Source organism: Leptolyngbya sp. FACHB-60, assembly GCF_014695775.1.
Lineage (GTDB): Bacteria > Cyanobacteriota > Cyanobacteriia > Phormidesmidales > Phormidesmidaceae > Nodosilinea.
In genome coordinates this window covers 61,344-80,873 of record NZ_JACJOX010000018.1, presented here as the reverse complement: position 1 = coordinate 80,873, position 19,530 = coordinate 61,344, and the positions used below count along the sequence as shown (strand labels likewise).

Genomic DNA, 19,530 nt, shown 5'->3' with positions numbered 1-19,530 from the left:
GACATCAGGGGTGTGACACGTGGGGCAGTAAATGGGTTCGAGAACCATGAGTGGAGAGCGGGTTCGGGACTCTTCGTATTTTGTCCCAATACACAGGTCTAGAACACTACCAACATATGCTTGCCCAGCCCGTTGAGCTTGACGCAAATTCGCTGCATCCTAGCGATAGCAACCGCGCTATCCTCATAGATTATGGCGTTTTGACCAAGATGCTCTAGGGGGCGAGCCATCTAGAGCACCTAACGTTACGGCAACGAACAGATGAACTCCGTCAGCTAGATCGCTTGGCTGATCGAGGCCTGGCTAACCGCAGTCAGCAGATCGAAATTGAATCGTGGGGAAAAGTTTGGAGCAGGCCAGTTTAAACAATGCTCCGTAACAGAAATACTGAGTCGCTAGACTCTTAGTCTTTAGTCTGGTAGTTCGGTCTTCCCTCCTGTAAAATTAGACGATTCTGGTTAAGATAGCTATTCAGGTTAAGGAATCGTTTTACCCCGGTAACGCGGTCTGCCACCGGCCTGGCTTGTACCAGCGCTCTGTTGTCTCGGTCCACGAGATGGATTAAACATGACCTTAGACAAATATCGTCTTCGCTCCGACTTCTTGGGTACCCAGGTAATCACCCGCAACTCTGGCCAGCGGTTGGGAATTGTCAGCCAGGTTTGGGTAGATGTAGACCAGCGAGAAGTCGTGGCCATTGGCCTACGCGAAAACATTATGTCTGGGCTGGTGTCAAGCACCCAGCAGGTCATGGCTCTCACCAACATTCGTCAGATTGGTGATGTTATCTTGGTAGATGACGAAGCTGTTCTAGACGACGAAATGAGCGTGGCCCCCTACAGCACGCTGGTCAACTGTGAAGTCATTACCGAAACTGGGGAGCCCCTGGGCCGAGTGCGTGGCTTTAAGTTCGACGTCACCACCGGACGACTAGAAACTATTGTGATCGCCTCCTTTGGGCTACCTCAGATTCCCGACCAGGTGATTAGCACCTATGAGCTGTCCATTGACGAAGTAGTCAGCAGCGGTCCCGATCGCCTAATTGTTTTCGAAGGCGCTGAAGAAAAGATGGTGCAGCTCAGTGTTGGCCTGCTAGAACGCTTAGGCATTGGCAGCGCCCCCTGGGATCGCAACGACGACAGCGAATACATTATGCCGGTATCGACCGCCAACCAGCTGCCCTCTGGAGTGCAGGTACCCGCAGAATTTAGCAAAGCCCGTCCAGCTACCACTGAAGAGCGCTGGAGCGATGACGACTGGGGCGAACCCGAGCGGGTTGAAGCTCCCCTCCAGGTCCAGCAGCCTACAGAACGCTACCAGGCTGCCACCCTAGATGACCAGAGCGGCTACAAAGCCTACGATGCTGACTTCCAAGACATCACCGAAGATGTCTGGACGGAGGAAGACGAGGGCGAACCCTACGAGGCCAAGCCCCTCAATATTCCTCAAAGGAAAAAAGTCACCGAGTACGAAGAAGAACTGGACTATTGAGGCTTACGGGTCTGCATCCTTTGAATTGGGGTCGCTTGTGATGACGTCTAGCTGGTTCACCAAAAATGTCAGCCTGTAGGCGCGGCCCAGTTCGCGCGCCAAAAACTGCTCCAGTAGCTCAACCTGGTTAGGTGATATCGATTCTGAACTCCGCACCGTGAGCGATATTTCGGGCGGCTTGGTCAACCAGTTGGCGTCCATGTCCACTAGGGTGACCCGCTGAAAGGTGAGGGTGCGATCGAGTAGAGCCCTTTCCACACTTGCCTCTAGCTGGTTTTGCTGGAACAGCCGCAGGGTTGTAGCCCCCAGGGGAATCACCAGCAACGTAGTGAACAACAGAGTAATGCTGAGGGGGCGACGAGCCCGGCGAGCCATGGAGTAGCCAAACACTACAAAAGCCACCATGCAGGCCAGAGTAATGCCAAACAAGTTGGTGAGATAGAGTAGCAGAGCACCCAAGCTTAGCTCCAGGTTGCCTCTACCCAGCCATAAACCAACAACGCAGATGGGAGGCATGAGAGCAACGGCGATCGCCGTGCCCGCCACAGTACCCGCCACCTTCGGTTCAATTTTGGCCACCCCCGCCAGCGCCCCCGCCGTAATCGCAATGCCCAAATCGAGCAGCGTGGGTTGGGTGCGAGCCATTACCTCGCTGCCAAACTGAGCCACGCCGGTAACTGCGCCTAGCAGAGCAGCGATGATCACCGATAAAAAAGAGCCTACAGCCAATGCCAAAATGCTAGCCCGAATCAGGGGGCGATCGGCCTCTAGAATGCCAAAGGCAGCGCCACGAATGGGCAGCATCAGCGGCGCAATTAGCATCGCTCCAATGATTACAGCCGCACTGTTGGAAAGCAGCCCCAGAGTCGCAATAATGCAGGCCCCTACCACTAGCACCAAGTAGTGCCAGCTCAACCGCGATTCGTCTAGCAGATCCTGCCGTAGCCGAGTTAGGTCATCGGCGGCTACAGATCGCCGCATTGGGGCGATCGCGCGCTCGGCCCGGGCTGCTGCATCCAGCGTGAGATCCCAGAGAAATGACTGAGCCTTAGTCCAGCCCTGGTGGCCGCGCTGCATCAAACGCTGAACTTGCTGCCGAAACTTGAATTGATTAAACCTCAAAACTCAACCCCATAGCGATCGCAGTGACGGTTGAAACCCAGATTATGACGGACGGCTGGCGCAGTAATCCTGGTCAGGAACAGAACCGCTCCCATCACTTATGAATACTGCCATCAGGCATGGTAGCCCCCGTTAGCGTGACATTGACTAGGGTGGTGCTACTAATTTCGGCGCGCTCTAAAATAGCCTCGCTCAGGTCGGCATCGGTGAGATCGGCCCGGCCTAAATAAGCCTCAACTAGTAGAGCCTTAGTGAGAATAGAACGGCGTAAACTTACCCGAGATAGGTCAGACCTACTAAAGCGAGCATCGGCCAGGTTGCAGTCATCCATCTGAGCCAGAGCCATTTTAGCCTCAGTAAAGTCAACCCCTTTGGCGTTGACGCGGTTAAGATTAGCCTGGCTAAGGTTGCTACGGGGAAAGCGGCACTGGGTGAGATCGGCAGATTCTAAACAGCTCTGGCTAAGGTCAACATCGCTGAGGTTGGCATTGCACAACAGCGCTCCCTGCAAATTGGCTCCCTTGAGATTGGCATCGCGGAGCACCGCCTCACTGAGATTAGCGCCGCTGAGGTCAACATAGGCCAAATCGGCCCCTGAAAGATTGGTGCCCCGCAGGTCGGCTAGGTGCAGCTTGGCCCCCCGCAAATTGGTGGCATATTTGCGATTTTCTTGGCGCAGATTGGCGCCACGCAGGCAGGCTCCGGTGAGGTTAGCGCCGCTGAGATCAGCGTTGCGCAGGTCAGCGCCGGTGAGATTGGCGTCGAGCAGATCGGCCAGGGTCATATTCGCGCTGCGCAGGTCAGCCCCTTGCAGGCTAGCTCCGTGCAGGTCGGCATCGCGCAGCACAGCAGCCGACAAATCGGCCTGGTTGAGGTTGGCTCCCCCCAGGCGCGCCCGCGATAAATTGGCTTGGCGAAAGCGCACCCGCGTTAAAAACGCCAGCATGAGGTTGGCATTTTCCAGATCTGCTTGTACCATATCGGCCCCAATCAAATCAGCCCCGGCGAGGTCGATGCCCACCAGCGTCTTACCCTTAAAGTCCATATCGCCACGGGCATAGGCGTCGAGCAATTCGCGGGCATTCATAGCGAAGACCAAGGGGCTTAGGCAGAAAAGCGAGCCGATACAGGGGCCGCTACCGCAGGACGATCGCCAGCGTTAGCCGACTCAGAAACAACTTCAAGATGGGTAGTTGTGCCTTGGGCTCCTGCCTCTGTCGGCTCTAACAGACCATTGGGGTCTTGGGGATAGTAGGCGCGCATCGCCTGAGTAATGGCATTGGCCACCTGCCCCCCGTCGCCGACCTGGCCAAGACAGTGAGCAATAATGGATAGCTTACTGTCTAAATCGGAGTAGGTGGGACAGTATTCGAAGGTTTGCTGCAATAAGTCGTCGAGGGTGCGACGGCTGAGACTCGACCAGTCTTGGGTTGTATAGCCAAAGGGGCCGTGGAGACAGGAGTACAGCAAAATCTTGGCCCGCAACGGATTAGCGTACTGAATAATATCGCCCCGCAGGTCAAATAGGGATGAGCGATCGCGCCTCGGCCCGCCCAGCTCAGACCCGCTATTTATAGGGGTAGAGAGGGTGCCGTGAAGGGTGGTCAAATCCGCTGGCTGGTCATAGCCGCCGCTGGCGAGGGTTGTGTAGACTTCGGCGATCGGGCTGGAGGGGCCAGAGGGGTCAGCCAGAACGGTAGATTCTGCCAAAACCGTCGATTCTGCTAGAGCCGTGGCCTCGCCTAGGGCCTCAGGTTGGGTTTGGTAGAGGGGTTGGAACCCTACCATAATTTGGTTGGCCAGGCGGGTGTACTGCTGGCGGCGGTTGAGATATTTAACAATGCGGCTCAACCGATAGCGCAGGTCCTGAGGCCTAGGTGCCAGGGTAAGAGTCTGCTGAATTAATCCCGGCAAATAGGTCTCGCTGAGAAGGCTGGGGTCGTTCTCCCAGCCGCCGTGACAGAGACAATGCAGCAGCTTGCGCAGTCGCACAGCCTCGGGGCTTTGGTCAAACTGGTCGGCAATGGCTTGGCAGCGCTCTTCTAGAGAACGCACGGTGAGCTGAGTGAAAGCTTCGGGGGTAGCCTCAGGTTGAAACAGCGATTGCCCGTACCAGGGCTGGAGCTGCTTCACGATGGTTTCGGCAATTTCACTGTAGAGATCTTGGCGGTTGAGCCCGGCCACCACTCGCTGGAGCTGATCTTCAAACTCAGTTAAGATCGGGTAGCGATCACGCAGCGACAGCAGCAGCGATTGGAGGTCAAATTGATCTAGCACCGCCGGGTCATTTTCCCAAGCCTGCTGATAGGTGGCAAACACCAGTTTTTTGATGCGCAGGCTGTGGGTGTGGGTGCTCAGGTGGCGCAGGGCATTGGCTAGCAGCGCCTCCGAGGTCATCGGTAGGGTGCAGGTATGATCTTCAGAGCCCTGAGGGCCAGACTCGGTATCTTCAGCGTGGAGCGCCAGCTGGTAGGCGGGTACTGCCTCCTCAATATTCTTGAGTTGCAGGGGGCCTAAAAAGGTCGCATGAAGATTGAGCCGCGCCTTCACCACATCGTAGATAGTGCGCGATACGCACAGGCCTCGGGGTTTAGAAAAGGTTTGCAGGCGGGCGGTGATGTTGACCCCATTGCCCATGACATCCTGCTCACTGACCAGAATGTCGCCGAGGTGCACGCCAATGCGGTGATCGAGATACTGGTTGGGCTCTAGGCCCTCGGCCAAGTCGACCAGCCGCCGCTGCATCTCTAGCCCGCAGGAGACCGCCTCGACAGCGCTGAGAAAGTAAATCAGCAGCCCGTCGCCGGTCGACTTGAGCACGGTGCCGCCAAACTCTCGACAGATATCGCCAATCAGCGTCAGATCGCGATCGATCAACCGCAGAGTGCATTCCTCATCGGTTGACATGCGGGTGCTAAAGCCTACCGCATCAGTAATCATGATGGCGGCTAGCAGGCGTTGTCCCTGGGATAGCGATGATACTCGACGTTCCATGGCAACTCGCGATGGTGCATGTTAGGGATAGGCTGCCTCTAGAGCGGGGATCAGCCTCTAGAGATTCATACCTTACATATTGCCCGTCTAGACCCCAAGATGCGCTAAATAGAGGCTGGAAGTCGAACGATTTACCCAGTCTTCATATCAGCGATCGCGCCGCGGGCCATAGAAGCAATGGCCTGATCGGTAGCTTTGGGCAGTTGATAGTAGCGGCCTCCAGCGGTCTTAGCCAACTCTTTACCGAACCCAGTCGAGACAAACTTACGTTCGGTGTCAATAATTAGCAGTTGATAGCCCACGCCGCGAATGCGCCCAGCAATCTCCAGCAGCTCCTGCTTGATGTCGGGCTTAGGGGCATCCGGGTCGGGCAGGTCGCCTAAGGAGCGCGACAGGGGCACGTTGCCTCGACCATCGGTAATGGCCACAATCACCACGCTGCCCACATCCCCAGACTGCTGAGCATTGATGCCTACCCGCACCGCCTGGGTAAGGCCATGGGCTAACGGCGAGCCACCGCCGCAGGGCATGCGCTCTAGCCGTCGCCGCGCCATGGCGATCGAGCGGGTGGGCGGCAGCAGCACCTCTGCCTGCTCGCCCCGAAAGGGAATCAGCGCCACCTGGTCGCGGTTTTGATAGGCTTCGGTGAGCAGCTCTAGCACCGCCCCCTTAGCACTTTGCATGCGGTTCAGCGCCATGGAGCCCGAGGCATCGACCACAAAAATAATCAGCGAGCCTGCCTTGCGGGCCAATCGCTTGGCGCGAATATCCCCCTGTTCAACAATGACTCGGCGACCGGGCTCGCGCTCGCGACGGGCCTTTTGGTAGGGGGCGGCGGCCCGCAGGGTGGCATCTACCGCAATGCGGCGCACTGGCCCCTGGGGCAAGAAGGGTTTGATATAGCGGCCCCGTTCTTCAGAAAAAATCAGGTTGGCATTGCCCGACTTGCCCTGGCGGCCCATGGTCTGGGCGAACAGCAGCATTGAGGGGTCAATGATCACGCCCTCGGGGTCGAAGACAAACTCCTCCGGAATGCTGGGGGGGCTGTCGTCTTCGTCGGGGGTATCGTCCTCCTCTTCGTCGTCCTTGTCTTGATCTTCCGTGTTGTCTTGGGGCTCGTCTTGATCCTGATTGGAGGGTGGCGGTGGTGGCGGCGGCTCTTCGGGCATGTCTTGGGGCAGCAGGGAACGGGGCACAATCACCAGCTCTACCGCCACCCGCAGGTCGTCGGCGTTGACCTCGGCGCGCCCCTCTAGGGCGGCGTGGGCCTTGGCCACCCGCACCGCAAACAGCTCGGCCCGGTGGCCCTGAATGCCGCCCCTCAGGGCCTCGGTCACCAGGTACTGAATCTGCTCCCGGCTGATGGTGACCTCTTTGAGCCACTCGCGGGCCAAAATAATTTGGGTTCTAAGGGCGTCGATCTCATCGGCGTAGGCGGCAATCACCGCTTGGGGATCGTTGGCGAACTGGGTGGACTGCTCTACGGCGGCAACCCGGTCTTCGAGGGCCAGGGCGCTGTCTGCTGATAGGGCGATCGCAATGCGATCGAGCAGGTGCTGTCGCAGGGGGCCGGCCTCCGGGTTATAGGTGGCGATCAGCAAAGGCTCACAGGGATGCTGAAAGCTCAGGCCCTCGCGCTCGATCTGGTTGCGGCGGGCGGTGAGGGCGGCCAGCAGCAGGTTGGCCACCTGGTCGTCGAGCAGGTTGATGTCATCGACATACAGCACGCCCCGGTTAGAGGCAGCCAGCAGCCCCGGCTGAAACACGCTTTCCCCCGCCTGGATGGAGCGGGCCACATCCACTGAGCCCAGCAGCCGATCTTCGGTCACCCCCAGGGGAATTTGCACAAAAGGGGCGGGCACCACGCGGGTGGGCAGGTCGGGGTAATTATTGGAGTCGCCAAAGCGATCGCGGGTTTGGTCATCCCACAGCTGGGGGGCAACTGGGTCGGCGTTGCAGCAGGAACCCTCGACCACTTCAATGGGGGGCAACAGCTGGTGTAGCGCCCGCGCCATGACAGATTTTGCGGTGCCGCGCCGCCCGGCAATCACGACCCCGCCCAGATTGGGGTCTACCGCCGCCAGCAGTAAGGCCATTTTGATCGCCCCCTGCTCGACCACTGCCGCCAAGGGAAATACAACCGGAATTGGGGAATCTACTGTGGCCATCATGGCGTGGTCAACGTACTCAGAAGGGGCAATGGTTCAGTCTTTCACCATATCAGGAATTGCCAAACCCTAGCCCGGCATGACTTACCAATGGTGAAGTAGGCCGCCCTGGTACGCGATCGCGCTCCTGCCCTCGCCGCCGATTTGTGTTGCAGTTTGTTGCAAATTGTAAAAAGCCTCCGTATTTTCCCTTGCCAATGCTCTTCTAGATCAGCAAAACCTCCGTTATTTCAACATTGGGAAAATACTGACCATCCCCCATGCTGTTGAGTAACCTACTGTGTTACTGGGATCAATCTTCAGTAACGGCCCCACCCACTGCAACTTCTACTGCCCTATGAGCGTTTCCCCTCGCCTCGATCAGGTTTCTCTAGCTCCCGCCCGGGCCATGGCCTGTAAGCTGCTGTTTGACCGCGACCTGTACACCCCCTGCCATGTTCGGGTGCCTGATGTCGACCATCGGCTGTCGGCGATCTACGTCGACAACCAGTTCTACAGCTTTCTCAAGATTGTGCCTGAGGCTCGCAAGGCGTTAAATGTGGTGGCCCGCCTAGGGAAGCGAGACCACACATCAGCAATTACTCAAACTCCGCAGGGCTATGCCGTGTGGGCCCACGAGCCTCAGGCTGTCTACGCCGCCCCGGCCAGGAAGCCTAGCTACACAATTCGCCCCGTGTTTGGCCCCCAGGCCTGCCTGGTGGTGACTGACGAAACCACCTATCAGACCTGTCGGCTACAGGTGCCCGATGTGACGAAACCATTGATGGCGCTCACTCACAACGATCGCTACTACAGTTTCTTCAAGCAAGATACCGATGCGGCGAAGGTGCTCGATATTGCCGCTAAACTGGCCCGTCGCGGCGATGAAACCCTTTTAGTGATTGAGCCACCAACCTTTACGCTGGCACTGCTAGAGCCCAGTGGCCGACTGGTTTAGTCGGCCACTGGTGGACTGTATACAAAAAACTGTTTCGGGGCGGCGTGATCCTTTAAGGTGATAACTTGAGAACCTTGTCACGCTATCTCCGGCACTGGAACGCTTGCCATGACTGATACTACCGAAAACATTACAGTCTTTATTTGTGGTTCGGCCCTGCGCGGCCAGCCTGATAACCAAAACCTCCAGGATGCAGATTTTATCGGAGCGACGGCAACGGCCCCTATCTATCGATTGCATGCGGTAAAGGATGGCTGGCACCCAGGTATTTACGAGGTTGAGACGGGGGGGATTTCGATTCCCGGTGAGCTGTACGCGATGACCCCAGAGCAGTATGCCTATCTGAAAGATAACGAGCCGCCGCACATGTATCCCCACGAGGTGCAGCTGGCGAATGGGGGCACGGCGATCGCATTTCTCTACCCCAAAGACTTGATTGACGAGCACGGCTGGCCCGATATCTCGGCCCACGGCGGTTGGGCAGCCTACAAGGCGGCGACCGTGTGAATTGCCCAGTCCCCATTAAAGGCAGACCCAACTTCACCAATTTGAACGGCAGCGCTGTAGCCTCGGCTGTGGAGAGCATTTAGGCAGCGCTGGGCAGTGGCGGCCGGTACGGCAGCTAGCAGCCCACCAGCGGTTTGAGGGTCAAACAGCAGCGGATAGAGGGGATGGTCTACCCCAGCGGAATCAATCAATGCTGCGGCCTGGAGGTTTTGGGGGTGAAGGGTGCTGAGGAAGCCTGCGCTTAGGGTATCAGCAGCGCCGGTTAGCACCGGTAGGGCATCCATAGCAAGGGTGGCGGTGACGTTGGCGGCCCGCACCATTTCGAGCAGATGCCCGGCGAGGCCAAAGCCGGTAACGTCGGTGCAGGCGGTGGCCCTGTGGGCGCAAAAGATTTCTGCGGCGGCTTGGTTGGGGGTGAGCAGGTGAGCGATCGCATCCTCAATCCACCTCCCCTTGGCCTTGCCCTGCATATCGGCAGCAAACAGCGTCCCCGTTCCCAGAGGCTGAGTGAGAATCAGGGCATCACCGGGCTGCATTCCCCCTTTGCGTAGTAGGGCATTGGGGTTAGCAACGCCGTTGCAGGCAAAGCCGAGGGCCAGTTGGGGGCCAACAACGGTGTGGCCACCCACCAGCAGAGCGTTGGCGGCCAGTAGGCCCTTAAAGGTACCGGCCAAGATTTGATAGAGCATTTCAGCCTGCTTGGCCGGAGTGGCATAGGGCACCTGCACCAGAGCTAGCACTGTGTGGGGCTGGGCACCCATGGCGTAGAGATCCCCAAGGCAGTGCTTAAGGCAGATCTGGGCAAAAATAAACGGGTCGTCTAACAGCGCGGTGAAGTAGTCTACGGTCTGCACCATGACCTTCCCCGGCGGCACGGTGACTACGGCCGCATCATCGGGGGCATCTAGGCCAATCAAGACGGCCTCGCTGGCGACTTCAGAAAAGTCTTGGCGCACTCGGTAGAGGGCTTCAGCCAGGGCGGTGCTGCCCACCTTAGAGCCACAGCCCGCACAGGGGGGCGATGGAGGAACAGCGGCAGGTGTTTTAGCCGCAGACTGAGTCATTCTCCCAATCGGTAGGTCGCGGAAGCGGGCCATGAAGCGGCGATCGATGTGGTCTTTCCATCGATGGGCCAGAGGCGACTCGATTGAGAAAGGACCCCGGTCGGCAATAGCGTTGCCGTTGCCGGTTTCGATCAGGCTGAGAAACTGACGCTGGGGGCGAAAGGGTTTGAGCGGCTCGCCCTGCACAAAGCGGCGCAGGTTGTCGGTCAGGGGCGCCCCCTGGCGCACGGCAAATACCCCAGCCTTGGGGCGAGGGTGATGCATCATCGTCGCCACATCCCCGGCGGCAAATACGTTGGGGTGGGAGAGAGTTTGCAAGGTGTCACCTACCTGAATAAAACCCTGGTCGGTAAGGGATAGGCCAGAGTCTTGCAGCCAGCCGGGGGCAGCAGCGCTAGTGACCCAGAAGACGCGATCGCACTCCACCGTCAGCCCCGACGAGCCCCTCACCACCCGCTGACCGCTGCCGTCATCCAGGCCAATCTCTTTGACCGCTTCGTCGCGGTGGAGGTGAATGCCGCGATCGCGCAGCACCCGCTCCAACCGGCGGCGCGTCCACCGATTGCGCTCGGGGGCCAGCTCTTTGCCCCGGTGAAACAGGTGTAGCGTCAGGTTGGCCCCCGGCTGACCCAGATCCTCTAGCAGCCCCACCAGCCGTTCGTGTATGCCGATCGCTAACTCCACGCCGCCCACACCGCCACCGACCACCGTTAGGGTGAGGGGTTTTTGGGGATTCGCTGCAACATTTTCAACCAACTGTTGCCACTGGTGCAGCAGAGTGGGCACTGGCTTGGCCGCGATCGCATACTCCGCCGCCCCCGGCACCGATAGCGTCGCTGGAGTGCTGCCCGTGTCGATAGACAGCACGTCGTAGGCCAGAGCAGGGTGGTTGGCGCACAGCACTCGCTGCTGGGCCAAATCGAGCCCCACGGCGCGATCGACCACCAGGCGGCACTGGGCAAAGCGCGTCAGCGGTCGCAAGTCGATGTGAGCCTCATCAAAGCTATAGCGCCCGGCCACATAGCTGGGCAGCATGCCCGAGTAGGGCGTATCGACCAGGTCGCTCAGCAACGTCAGCCGCACCCCAGGCATAGGGGCCATGCCCCACTGCCTCAGCACCAGGGCATGGGTGTGACCCCCACCCACCAGCACCACATCTGTTGAAATTGTTGGTTCAGTCTGCATCATGGCCGATATCTACTCGTTCCATAAATGTATGCCTCCAGGGGGCAGGCCCATCTCTCTGTTGAACGATGGGAAAGCCATATATTTTCACTAGCGTTTAGGCAAGACAAATCAAAGGAGGCTTAATTATGCCTTTGCATCGACTCAAAGACTATTATCCTAACTACCGTGAGACTCTGGCTGACGGGCAGATGGATAAAATAACCTCCTATTCTGTCTATGCTCAAGGTGAGAATAAGGTAGGGTCTGCCAAGGATCTGTTAGTAGATGATGTAGGCCATTTTCGCTACTTAGTGATTGATACCGGCCCCTGAATCTTTGGGAAAACGGTATTATTGCCCATTGGTTTAGCCCGGTTTAACTACGATAATACCCGCGTTTATGTCGATGGCCTAACCAAATCCCAAGTAGAACATTTGCCCGAATATGACAGCGGCATGGTAGTAGATGAGTACTACGAAGAACGCGTCAGAGGTATCTATCAACCCATCGCTCAGGGACGTTCTAGCCGTCAGTTTCTAGGCCATAACTACATTTCCGCTGGGGCACAAAACGATTCTCGGGCGGGCGATTTGCGCCAGATGCCGCCTCTGGGTAATATGGCTAGCGCCACAGCTACCCATGACGATGTCGTAGCCGGAGACCTACGGCGCATGGGGCCGATCGCGGCTCCTGCTCGTACGACCACAGAAACCCAGCCCAGCAGTCCTCGGCATGATGCCAATATCTACGACCAAGAGACGGGCTTCTATGGGTTAAGTGATGAAGACAATCATGGTCTGCTTCGCTCTTACGAGGAGCGTTTAGCCGCCCATCGTAACCGCAGCTGGGTTGAGTAGGAACGACCAATTATCCCAACGCGGGAATAGAGTAGAAACTACTGCAATGCTTTAGATCCACATCAAGATTGTAGAGCTGCGGTGTAGTCATGACCTTAGGCTGAAAAGATCTGACCGAAGCAGCCACTTCGGCCAGTATCTTACGTCTGAAACTATAAATTTCTGTTCTGTTTCTTGCTTGAGCGTTGACGGAAACAACTAACTCTAAAAATCGACGCCACGCTTGAGGTCGATGCCTTTTTCGGCGTAGTGCTTGTGGTTAAACACCTCTGAATGGGTACTAGCTAGCTCAAAATAGGCGGGGCGATTTTTGCAACGCCCGGTGATAATGACCTCAGTGCCGCGAGGTTTGCGCAGCAGCGCCTGGAGAATTGGCTCCTCGGGCAACAGTTCTAGATCGACAGTGGGGTTTAGCTCGTCGAGAATGATGGTTTTGTAAAGACCTGATGCGATCGCCGTCCGAGCAATCTCCCACCCCCGCTCTGCCTCCACATAGTCAATTTCCTGCTGCTGCCCCCGCCAGACAATGGCATCGCGGCCGCAGCGCTGGTGGTCAACCAGGTTGGGGTAAATCTTGCGGAGGGCCGCGATCGCCGCGTCTTCGGTATAGCCATTGCCCCCCTTCAGCCACTGAATAATCAGCACCCGGTGGGAAAGGTCTTGGCTAATGCCTCGCCCAATTGCCTGGAGGGCTTTGCCCAGGGCGCTAGTCGATTTACCCTTACCCGAGCCGGTGTAAATCTCAATGCCCTCAATGCCCTCAATGCCCTCGGGTCGAGGCTGAGGCTTCATTTCTGAGTGCAGGTTAGCTACGTCGAGCAGCGGCTGGGGAGCACCGCGCCCGGTGGCAATAATCTCTAAATGGTCGGGCTTGTTGAGCAGGGTTTTAGCCACCTCATCCACATTGAGCAGCCCCAGGTCGAGCACTGGGTTGATTTCGTCGAGCACCACGACCGAGTAGAGACCCGATGCGATCGCTCCCTTTGCCACATCCCAGCCCCGCTGGGCCTCCTGCTTATCGAATTTGGTGATCTCCTCGGGGCCAAAAAACTCGGCCCGCCCGGTGCGCACCTGGTCGATTAGGTGGGGAAAGCCTCGCTGGAGCGCTTCAATGGCGGCATCTTCGTCGTAGGTGCGGCCCGGCCCCTTGAGAAACCGCAGCAGCAGCACCCGGCTCTCTAAAAAATGTTGAATGCCCAGGCCAATAGAGCGCAGCACCACCCCCAGGGCGACTTGAGACTTGCCCTTGCCCTCGCCGTCGTAGACGTGAATTTGCCCCGTGAGCCGCTCGTTGCCCTGTTGGGCGGTGCGGATGCCAATGCCGGTTCTAACCATAGATGTTGCGGATTGCGTACTAGGTGTGCGTATTCTTGAGCGGCCCGATCTAAGATCTTAGCGAAAGCCGGGCCGAGGTTATACCCTTGAGAGTGCACCGGGACCCCCCCATCAGGGGTCGAGATTTGCGACCCACCCTCAGCCCCCCATGCCCATCAACGACTTGCTATCAGAACTTGGCATTTTGCCGCTGCGGGCGATCGCCGTGCAGAGCATGCTGCTCATGGTGGCCATTGTGCTAGAAGCCATGGTGCTGCGCCAGCAGCTGCGCCTGGGCTACCGCACCAGTATGCAGTATGCCGCCACCCTCAACCTGCTGGCCACCAGTCTGGGCTGGGTCGCGTTTTTGGCCATCGAGGCGGTGCTGCCCCTGGCACTGCGCAGTCAGGTGATTAGCTACGTGCTGTTCAATCGGTTTTACACCAATAATTGGTACGATGCCCTGCCGGTGGTAGTGGTGGTGGTGGCGATCGCCGCCTTCTTTGTCACCTACTGGATTAAGCTCCAGGGGCTGCTCTGGCTGCTGCAACTGCTCGGTCAAAAGCCCGTAGAGAACACCCCAGAGGCAATCGAAGGCGATCGCCGCCAGCGTTACGAGCGGGCCCGGCGAGCCCAGATTGAAGGACGACAGGGTGGCACCTCGCCTCGGGCATTGGCCATGCTCCAGGCCAACGCCGCTAGCTTTACCGCCATCTTGGTGCTGCTACTGCTGATCAACCAAAGCGGGGTGCTGGGATGGTAGGCTTATTCGGCTTTTTGCGTCAAACCCTAGTTGAACTGTGGCAAGCGGTGCTGCCGCCGCGCTACTTTTCCTGGCAAACTGTCATCTACATGAGCCTGTTTTCGTGGCTCGTGTCGCTGCTGGCGCGCCTCTTGGCCGCCACAGCCTTTACCGTAGGGCTGCTGGCCACCATCAGCTGGATCTGCCTGGCCCTGGGGGTGGGTTGGGCGCTAGAGGCCAACAAAGTCCGTTTTTTTGGCATTCCCGTTGCCCCCTGGGTGTCGGGGGCCATTCTATGCCTCTTTTTGTTTGGGTCGTGGGGCGGGCGGTGGCTCCAGCCCGCCCTGGTATCCTGGCCCCTGGTGTCCTTTGCGGTGATTGCGGTGCCCAGCCTGGTGAGCTGGGATTTTGACCTGAAAAAGCCGCCGCCGATGGTGCGCCAGCAGCTGGCGTTGCTGTTTTGCCTCAGCCTGCTGTTCAGCAGCTGGTTTCAGTTTTACTTTCGCATTCAATCTTGGGTACGCGACTACCCTAGCCTAGTAGCCGACAGCGTTGACCACAGCGCCTTTGTCTACCGTTTTCCAGGCCAGGAGGTGGCGCTGCCCGCCGGGGTCACCCACCTCACCATTGCCGAAGAAACGCTGCGAGAGCAGATCGACAACAAGCCCTGGCCCTCGGTAGAGCGGTGGCTGCTCAACCTTGAAGGTCAGCGTCAGGCGCTCCAGCGACGGGTGCAATCGCAGATGGGTCGCAGCACATCCTTAGAAAATTCGCTGTGGCGGCTCGACTTTCAGCCCCTGTCTAACGGCGATGGCTACACCCTTAAGTTATGGGCAATTTGGTCGGGGCCAGCCGCCAACCAAAACGGCTATTACTTAGAAAAAACCTGCGTCTTGATGCCCGTCAACCGAGGCGGTCTGGTAGACCCCGAAAACGCCGCCCCCGGTTATACCACCACCCAGTGGTCTAGCCTCACCTGCGACCTGCAAACGCCGCGCCAGGCTGGGCATCCTAGGGGCGCACAACAGCAAGGCTAATCTTGAGAGGTACAGAAGTGGTTAAGCCAATGGTGCTATCGAGGTTGGGGGTAATCGCCCGCACGGTGTTTTTAGAGGTAATTCGCGATCGCATTCTGTACCTGGTGGCCCTGTTCGCCCTGCTGCTGGTGATCGCGCGAGTGCTGCTGCCCGACATTTCCGCCGGGGCCGAAAACAAGATCTTGACGGACCTGGGTCTGGCGGGCATTCATCTGCTGAGCGTGGTGGTGGCTGTCTTTGTCGGCACCGGCCTCATCAACAAAGAAATCGAGAAGCGCACGGTACTGGTGCTGATTGCTAAGCCCGTCAGTCGAGCCGAGTTCATTGTGGGCAAGCATCTGGGCCTGACGGCGGTGCTAGCGGTGCTAATCGCCGCCCTAGGGGCCATTTTTGTGCTAGTGCTGGCCACCAGCGGCGTGCCTTTCTCTCTGGGCAGCCTGGTGCTAGCGCTGCTCTTTACCACCTTAGAGGCGGCGCTACTGGTAGCCGTAGCCATCGTATTTGGCGTGTTTACCAGTTCGCTATTGGCCACACTGCTCACCTTTGCGGTGTATCTGATGGGTCACCTAAGCCAGGACCTGGTAGCCTTTGGCAAACTCAGCGAAACCCCAGCGGTGCAGCAGCTCACCAATGTCTTATACCTGATACTGCCTGACCTAGAACGCCTCAACCTCCGCAACGCCGCCGCCTACGGCATGGAACTGCTGCCCACCGCGCCAGAGCTTTTTGGCCATGCCCTCTATGGCCTGCTTTACACAGCGCTACTGCTAGCAGTGTCGATCCTGATTTTCTCCCGCCGTCAGTTCTAAAAGGACGTTTGAACAGTCCTGTTGCTGGTAACAAAAGTGAAGCTCCCCTAAACTTTCCTAAAAAGAGGATTTAGGGGAGCTTCACTTTTCAAGAAAGAAGGGGAAATCAGCAGAGGACTAAAACTACAACAATCGCTTTTCAAATGCCCTTTAAGACCCTACATAGCGGCAGGATTGATACCAAACACAATCACCGCCGCCATTGTTCCAGCTAACACGCCATAGCAGCAGGCGATCAAAGCTTTAAACTGGCCCCGATATTTATAGCGCCAGAGCATGGCGGCCAGAGTCGAAGAGTAAAGCAATTCTTCAATTGGAAAGTAAGCGGTTTCGTTGGTAATATCAACACCCAGCACCAGCATCGTCCACAACAGGAAAACGATAAAGCTGTTAATAATAGGAGCGCGGCTCTCCCGAGTAGGAATTTGTATTCGTGCAATAAAGCCTAAATAAATTAAAACCGTTAGCGGAAATAACGCTGCTGCAAGGCTACGGGCTCCAGCACCAGAGGAGTAGCTCATGGCAAACAGCACGCTGGAAAAGAGCTGATAAATCAAAAAGCCCAAAGCTAAAAAGAGCACAAAAAAACTGACTATGCCCTTTGAGCCTTTAGTCCAGTCATTAGAAGGTTGCCTTCGACGAGTTTGCATAATGACCCCAAACATAATTCGGACGTTGAAGATGCCGTCGCTGCTGGCCGCGCAAAGTTTGGCACTGCGTCTAGGGCAAATTTAGGTAGTGAAAGTTTCAGCTGAGGTGCGATCGCAGCCAACCGGCGTCACTCCTCTGTTTTAACACCATCACAATCCAAACAGTACAAGTCTGAATTTACAAGAATAGTGCTCTACACTAAATTAGTTGCTCAAGATTATCAGCGCTGTAGAACCACTCCTATCGCCCCTGAGATGGATTTTGTCTCCTCACAGCTCGTTCCTAGGGGCGGAAACAAGGCGACTGGAGGATGAGAATTAAGCCTCAACCCTGTCCCTTAAAAAGCTTTTAGCAGAGGCTTTGTAGGGCAGGACTCCCTATGACAATCTTGCGTTAAGGCAATATTCAGCACCTTTGGTTCTAACGTTGCAAGCGATCGCAGTAGATAACCGCAGTGCCTGACTATTGGGAAGTTTGCGGCAGCTCTGGGCGGGTATACCAATAGGCCCAGGCAATCAACACGAGCTGAAACGGCAGGCGAATTGCCTGAAACCACCAGGTGTTGGGAATGCCGTCGATTTGAATGTGATTGATGGCCATATTGAGATTGGCCGGAAACACCGCAATAAACAATACGACCAGCCCCCACGCCGAAACTTGGCGTAGAGCGGGCACCAAAAGGCCAATGCCCAACATGATTTCAATCACACCACTGATGTAGACCAGGGCAGCCGGGGCAGGCAAAAAGCCCGGCACAATGCGAATAAACGGGTCTGGCAGGGCGAAATGCAAGATCCCTGCCACTACCATACAGACGGCCAAAATGCCCCGGAGGGTAATTTTGCTGTGCTCAAGACGGTGCATAGGTCAGGGAATAAAACTTTCTACGGGCAGGTTAAGGGCGACTGTCGTGGGGGTAGAGGGAGGGCTATCAGGAAATACCCGTGCCCTACACTAAGCAAGGGGGCCAATCCTTACTGAGGGGTTGGGCTATGCTGCAGTTTGTAGTCTGGGTTAGTCCAGCACTCGGGTAGGGCCTCGCCTGAGGGAAACTGAAGGCGCGATTTTTCGTAGGATTGGGGTGGCTGTTCTTCTTCACCAGCCTGCTGTTGCCCCTGGATTTGGTTGTTCTGCGGATTAATTAAATCAGTGACATCCAGTACTTTAATGAGCGTTTGATCTTGGGTGTCTTTAACAAACATAGTTTCACGGTTGGGTAGAGAGAGCCGACGTTTTAAGCCGACGCTGTTTATGGCCTTAGGCTATCCAATTAGAAAGACCAAGGCTTCTGTCTAAATAAGTAACTGTGGCGCTGCTGAGCTTTTTCAGGAGGCTTACCTAACGGCATCAGAGCTGTTAGAACAAAGCTGTTAGCACCGATCGCTGACTCACAGCTACGTTTGGTGTGAGGTTCAATTCAGGTAGTCTATTGCTCGTCAAAGGCTGCGCTGGTTTAACTAGGAGATAACTATGGCACGGCTGGACGGACAGGTTGCGGTGGTGACCGGGGCCACCAGGGGGTTGGGAAAGGGCATTGCTACTGGCTTGGGTGAGGCAGGGGCAGTGGTTTACATCACTGGGCGCACCCTCACCGCCTCGGCCGACTCGATAGGATCGCTGGAAGAAACCGCTGTGGCAGTGAACCAGGCAGGCGGAACGGCGATTCCGGTACAGGTAGACCACAGCGACGATGACCAGGTCAAGGCCCTCTTCGATCGCATTCAAACCGACCAAAACGGCCGCCTCGATCTGCTGGTAAACAACGCCTACGCCGGGGTGTCGGCGCTCAAGGCAGCCTACGGCAAGCCCTTTTGGGAGGCCGAACCTGCCAAGTTTTGGGATGCGTGCAACGCTGTGGGGCTGCGGAGCCACTACCTGGCCAGCGTTTATGCTGCTCGCTTGATGGTGCCGCAGCGGCGGGGGCTAATCTGTACCCTGTCGTCGTGGGGTGGGTTGTCCTATATTTTTGGGGTGCCCTACGGCGTAGGTAAGGCAGCCTGCGATCGCCTGGCCGCAGACATGGCGGTAGAACTCAAACCCCACCAGGTAACCTCGCTCTCGATTTGGCCAGGCATTGTCGGCACTGAGCTGATGACCCAATTTGCCGCTGAGATGGGGCTAGGGGACAGTCAACCGTCTAGTGCTGGGGAGGATGGCTCTGACCACTACAACTGGGAAACGCCGCTGCTCACCGGCCGGGTGATTGCAGCGCTGGCCGCCGATCGCCACCTGCTGCGCCGCACCGGGCAGGTGCAGATTGTTGCCGAACTAGCTAGAGAATATGGCACAGTCGATGCCGAGGGTAAACGACCAGCATCGCTCAGGTCGCTGCGGTTTGTGCTGCCCTACGCAGTGCCGGGGCTGCGGCCCTACGCTGGGCTGGTGCCCGATCTAGAGCTGCCCTGGCCGTTTTTGCTGCTGGGGCCGCTCGGCTCTCCCAAGGCTTAAAGGAGAGGCCCCGGGGGTGGAAACCGCGGACACAACTAAAGAACAAAAATAGAAAAGCGAACGTATATGGCCTCAAAATAGCGAAACTGCGATTTGGAACTATTTAGTTTACTTGTATTAGTTTGACCCAAGTTTCTCGCTGATATGTTTGGCGCAAGCTAGGCGGTGGGAAGAGCGATGAAGCGACAGTGGGAACCGGAAGAACTGATTGAGCAACTCATT

18 protein-coding genes are annotated in these 19,530 nt (G+C 57.1%); 9 read left to right on the top strand and 9 right to left on the bottom strand.

What is annotated here, in order from left to right; translation table 11 throughout:
- Positions 1–567 precede the first annotated feature (567 nt).
- Positions 568–1,491: a PRC-barrel domain-containing protein gene (locus tag H6F57_RS06770; protein WP_190625229.1), complete on the top strand. Its 924-nt coding sequence runs from the start codon at positions 568–570 to the stop codon at positions 1,489–1,491.
- Between the two features lie 3 nt (positions 1,492–1,494).
- Here H6F57_RS06770 and H6F57_RS06765 read toward each other — a convergent pair whose 3' ends face one another.
- The 4 genes from H6F57_RS06765 to bchD all read right to left on the bottom strand — a co-directional run bounded on the left by H6F57_RS06765 (position 1,495) and on the right by bchD (position 7,778).
- Positions 1,495–2,613 (bottom strand): TIGR00341 family protein, encoded by a 1,119-nt coding sequence (locus H6F57_RS06765; protein WP_190625228.1) that lies wholly within the window; start codon positions 2,611–2,613, stop codon positions 1,495–1,497.
- A gap of 94 nt (positions 2,614–2,707) precedes the next feature.
- Positions 2,708–3,700 carry a pentapeptide repeat-containing protein gene (locus H6F57_RS06760; protein ID WP_190625227.1) on the bottom strand — a complete coding sequence of 331 codons (993 nt, stop codon included), beginning with the start codon at positions 3,698–3,700 and terminating at the stop codon, positions 2,708–2,710.
- 17 nt (positions 3,701–3,717) lie between these two features.
- Complete coding sequence (locus H6F57_RS06755; protein WP_190625226.1) at positions 3,718–5,607, bottom strand: adenylate/guanylate cyclase domain-containing protein; 1,890 nt, start codon at positions 5,605–5,607, stop codon at positions 3,718–3,720.
- 131 nt (positions 5,608–5,738) lie between these two features.
- A complete protein-coding gene (gene bchD, locus H6F57_RS06750; RefSeq protein ID WP_190625225.1) occupies positions 5,739–7,778 on the bottom strand; it encodes a magnesium chelatase ATPase subunit D in 2,040 nt (679 codons plus the stop codon).
- A 334-nt stretch (positions 7,779–8,112) separates the two neighbouring features.
- On the opposite strand from bchD, the gene H6F57_RS06745 reads away from it, so the two are divergent.
- On the top strand, positions 8,113–8,712 hold the full coding sequence (locus H6F57_RS06745; protein ID WP_190625224.1) for a hypothetical protein: 600 nt from the start codon (positions 8,113–8,115) through the stop codon (positions 8,710–8,712).
- 108 nt (positions 8,713–8,820) lie between these two features.
- Positions 8,821–9,219 carry a gamma-glutamylcyclotransferase gene (locus tag H6F57_RS06740; RefSeq protein ID WP_190625223.1) on the top strand — a complete coding sequence of 133 codons (399 nt, stop codon included), beginning with the start codon at positions 8,821–8,823 and terminating at the stop codon, positions 9,217–9,219.
- On the opposite strand, the gene selD is transcribed toward H6F57_RS06740, so the two are convergent.
- Positions 9,198–11,471 carry a selenide, water dikinase SelD gene (gene selD, locus H6F57_RS06735; protein ID WP_190625222.1) on the bottom strand — a complete coding sequence of 758 codons (2,274 nt, stop codon included), beginning with the start codon at positions 11,469–11,471 and terminating at the stop codon, positions 9,198–9,200. The two genes, H6F57_RS06740 and selD, sit on opposite strands and share 22 nt — an antisense overlap.
- A gap of 125 nt (positions 11,472–11,596) precedes the next feature.
- Between selD and H6F57_RS06730 the strand changes: the two genes are divergently transcribed.
- Complete coding sequence (locus tag H6F57_RS06730) at positions 11,597–11,782, top strand: hypothetical protein (RefSeq protein ID WP_190625221.1); 186 nt, start codon at positions 11,597–11,599, stop codon at positions 11,780–11,782.
- Between the two features lie 21 nt (positions 11,783–11,803).
- Positions 11,804–12,307, top strand: coding sequence for a hypothetical protein (locus H6F57_RS06725; RefSeq protein ID WP_190625220.1), 504 nt, complete (start codon positions 11,804–11,806; stop codon positions 12,305–12,307).
- Between the two features lie 204 nt (positions 12,308–12,511).
- Here H6F57_RS06725 and H6F57_RS06720 read toward each other — a convergent pair whose 3' ends face one another.
- Complete coding sequence (locus H6F57_RS06720; RefSeq protein ID WP_190625219.1) at positions 12,512–13,642, bottom strand: cob(I)yrinic acid a,c-diamide adenosyltransferase; 1,131 nt, start codon at positions 13,640–13,642, stop codon at positions 12,512–12,514.
- A gap of 148 nt (positions 13,643–13,790) precedes the next feature.
- Between H6F57_RS06720 and fraC the strand changes: the two genes are divergently transcribed.
- The 3 genes from fraC to H6F57_RS06705 are packed head-to-tail and all read left to right on the top strand — an operon-like array spanning position 13,791 to position 16,209.
- Complete coding sequence (gene fraC, locus H6F57_RS06715; RefSeq protein WP_190625218.1) at positions 13,791–14,384, top strand: filament integrity protein FraC; 594 nt, start codon at positions 13,791–13,793, stop codon at positions 14,382–14,384.
- Entirely contained in the window at positions 14,378–15,400 is a 1,023-nt protein-coding gene (locus tag H6F57_RS06710) for a DUF5357 family protein (RefSeq protein ID WP_190625217.1), read from the top strand. Before fraC ends, H6F57_RS06710 begins: the two co-directional genes overlap by 7 nt.
- 29 nt (positions 15,401–15,429) lie before the next feature.
- Positions 15,430–16,209, top strand: a complete 780-nt coding sequence (locus H6F57_RS06705; protein WP_190625231.1) for an ABC transporter permease subunit — start codon at positions 15,430–15,432, stop codon at positions 16,207–16,209.
- Positions 16,210–16,367: 158 nt separating this feature from the next.
- Here H6F57_RS06705 and H6F57_RS06700 read toward each other — a convergent pair whose 3' ends face one another.
- The 3 genes from H6F57_RS06700 to H6F57_RS06690 form a co-directional block, all read right to left on the bottom strand.
- Positions 16,368–16,859 carry a hypothetical protein gene (locus tag H6F57_RS06700; protein ID WP_190625216.1) on the bottom strand — a complete coding sequence of 164 codons (492 nt, stop codon included), beginning with the start codon at positions 16,857–16,859 and terminating at the stop codon, positions 16,368–16,370.
- A 463-nt stretch (positions 16,860–17,322) separates the two neighbouring features.
- Complete coding sequence (locus H6F57_RS06695; RefSeq protein WP_190625215.1) at positions 17,323–17,724, bottom strand: DoxX family protein; 402 nt, start codon at positions 17,722–17,724, stop codon at positions 17,323–17,325.
- 110 nt (positions 17,725–17,834) lie between these two features.
- The gene (locus H6F57_RS06690; protein WP_190625214.1) at positions 17,835–18,062 is read right to left on the bottom strand and encodes an acetyltransferase; all 228 of its coding nucleotides are present in this window, start codon (positions 18,060–18,062) and stop codon (positions 17,835–17,837) included.
- A gap of 268 nt (positions 18,063–18,330) precedes the next feature.
- Between H6F57_RS06690 and H6F57_RS06685 the strand changes: the two genes are divergently transcribed.
- A complete protein-coding gene (locus H6F57_RS06685; RefSeq protein WP_190625213.1) occupies positions 18,331–19,308 on the top strand; it encodes an SDR family NAD(P)-dependent oxidoreductase in 978 nt (325 codons plus the stop codon).
- Positions 19,309–19,530 lie beyond the last annotated feature (222 nt).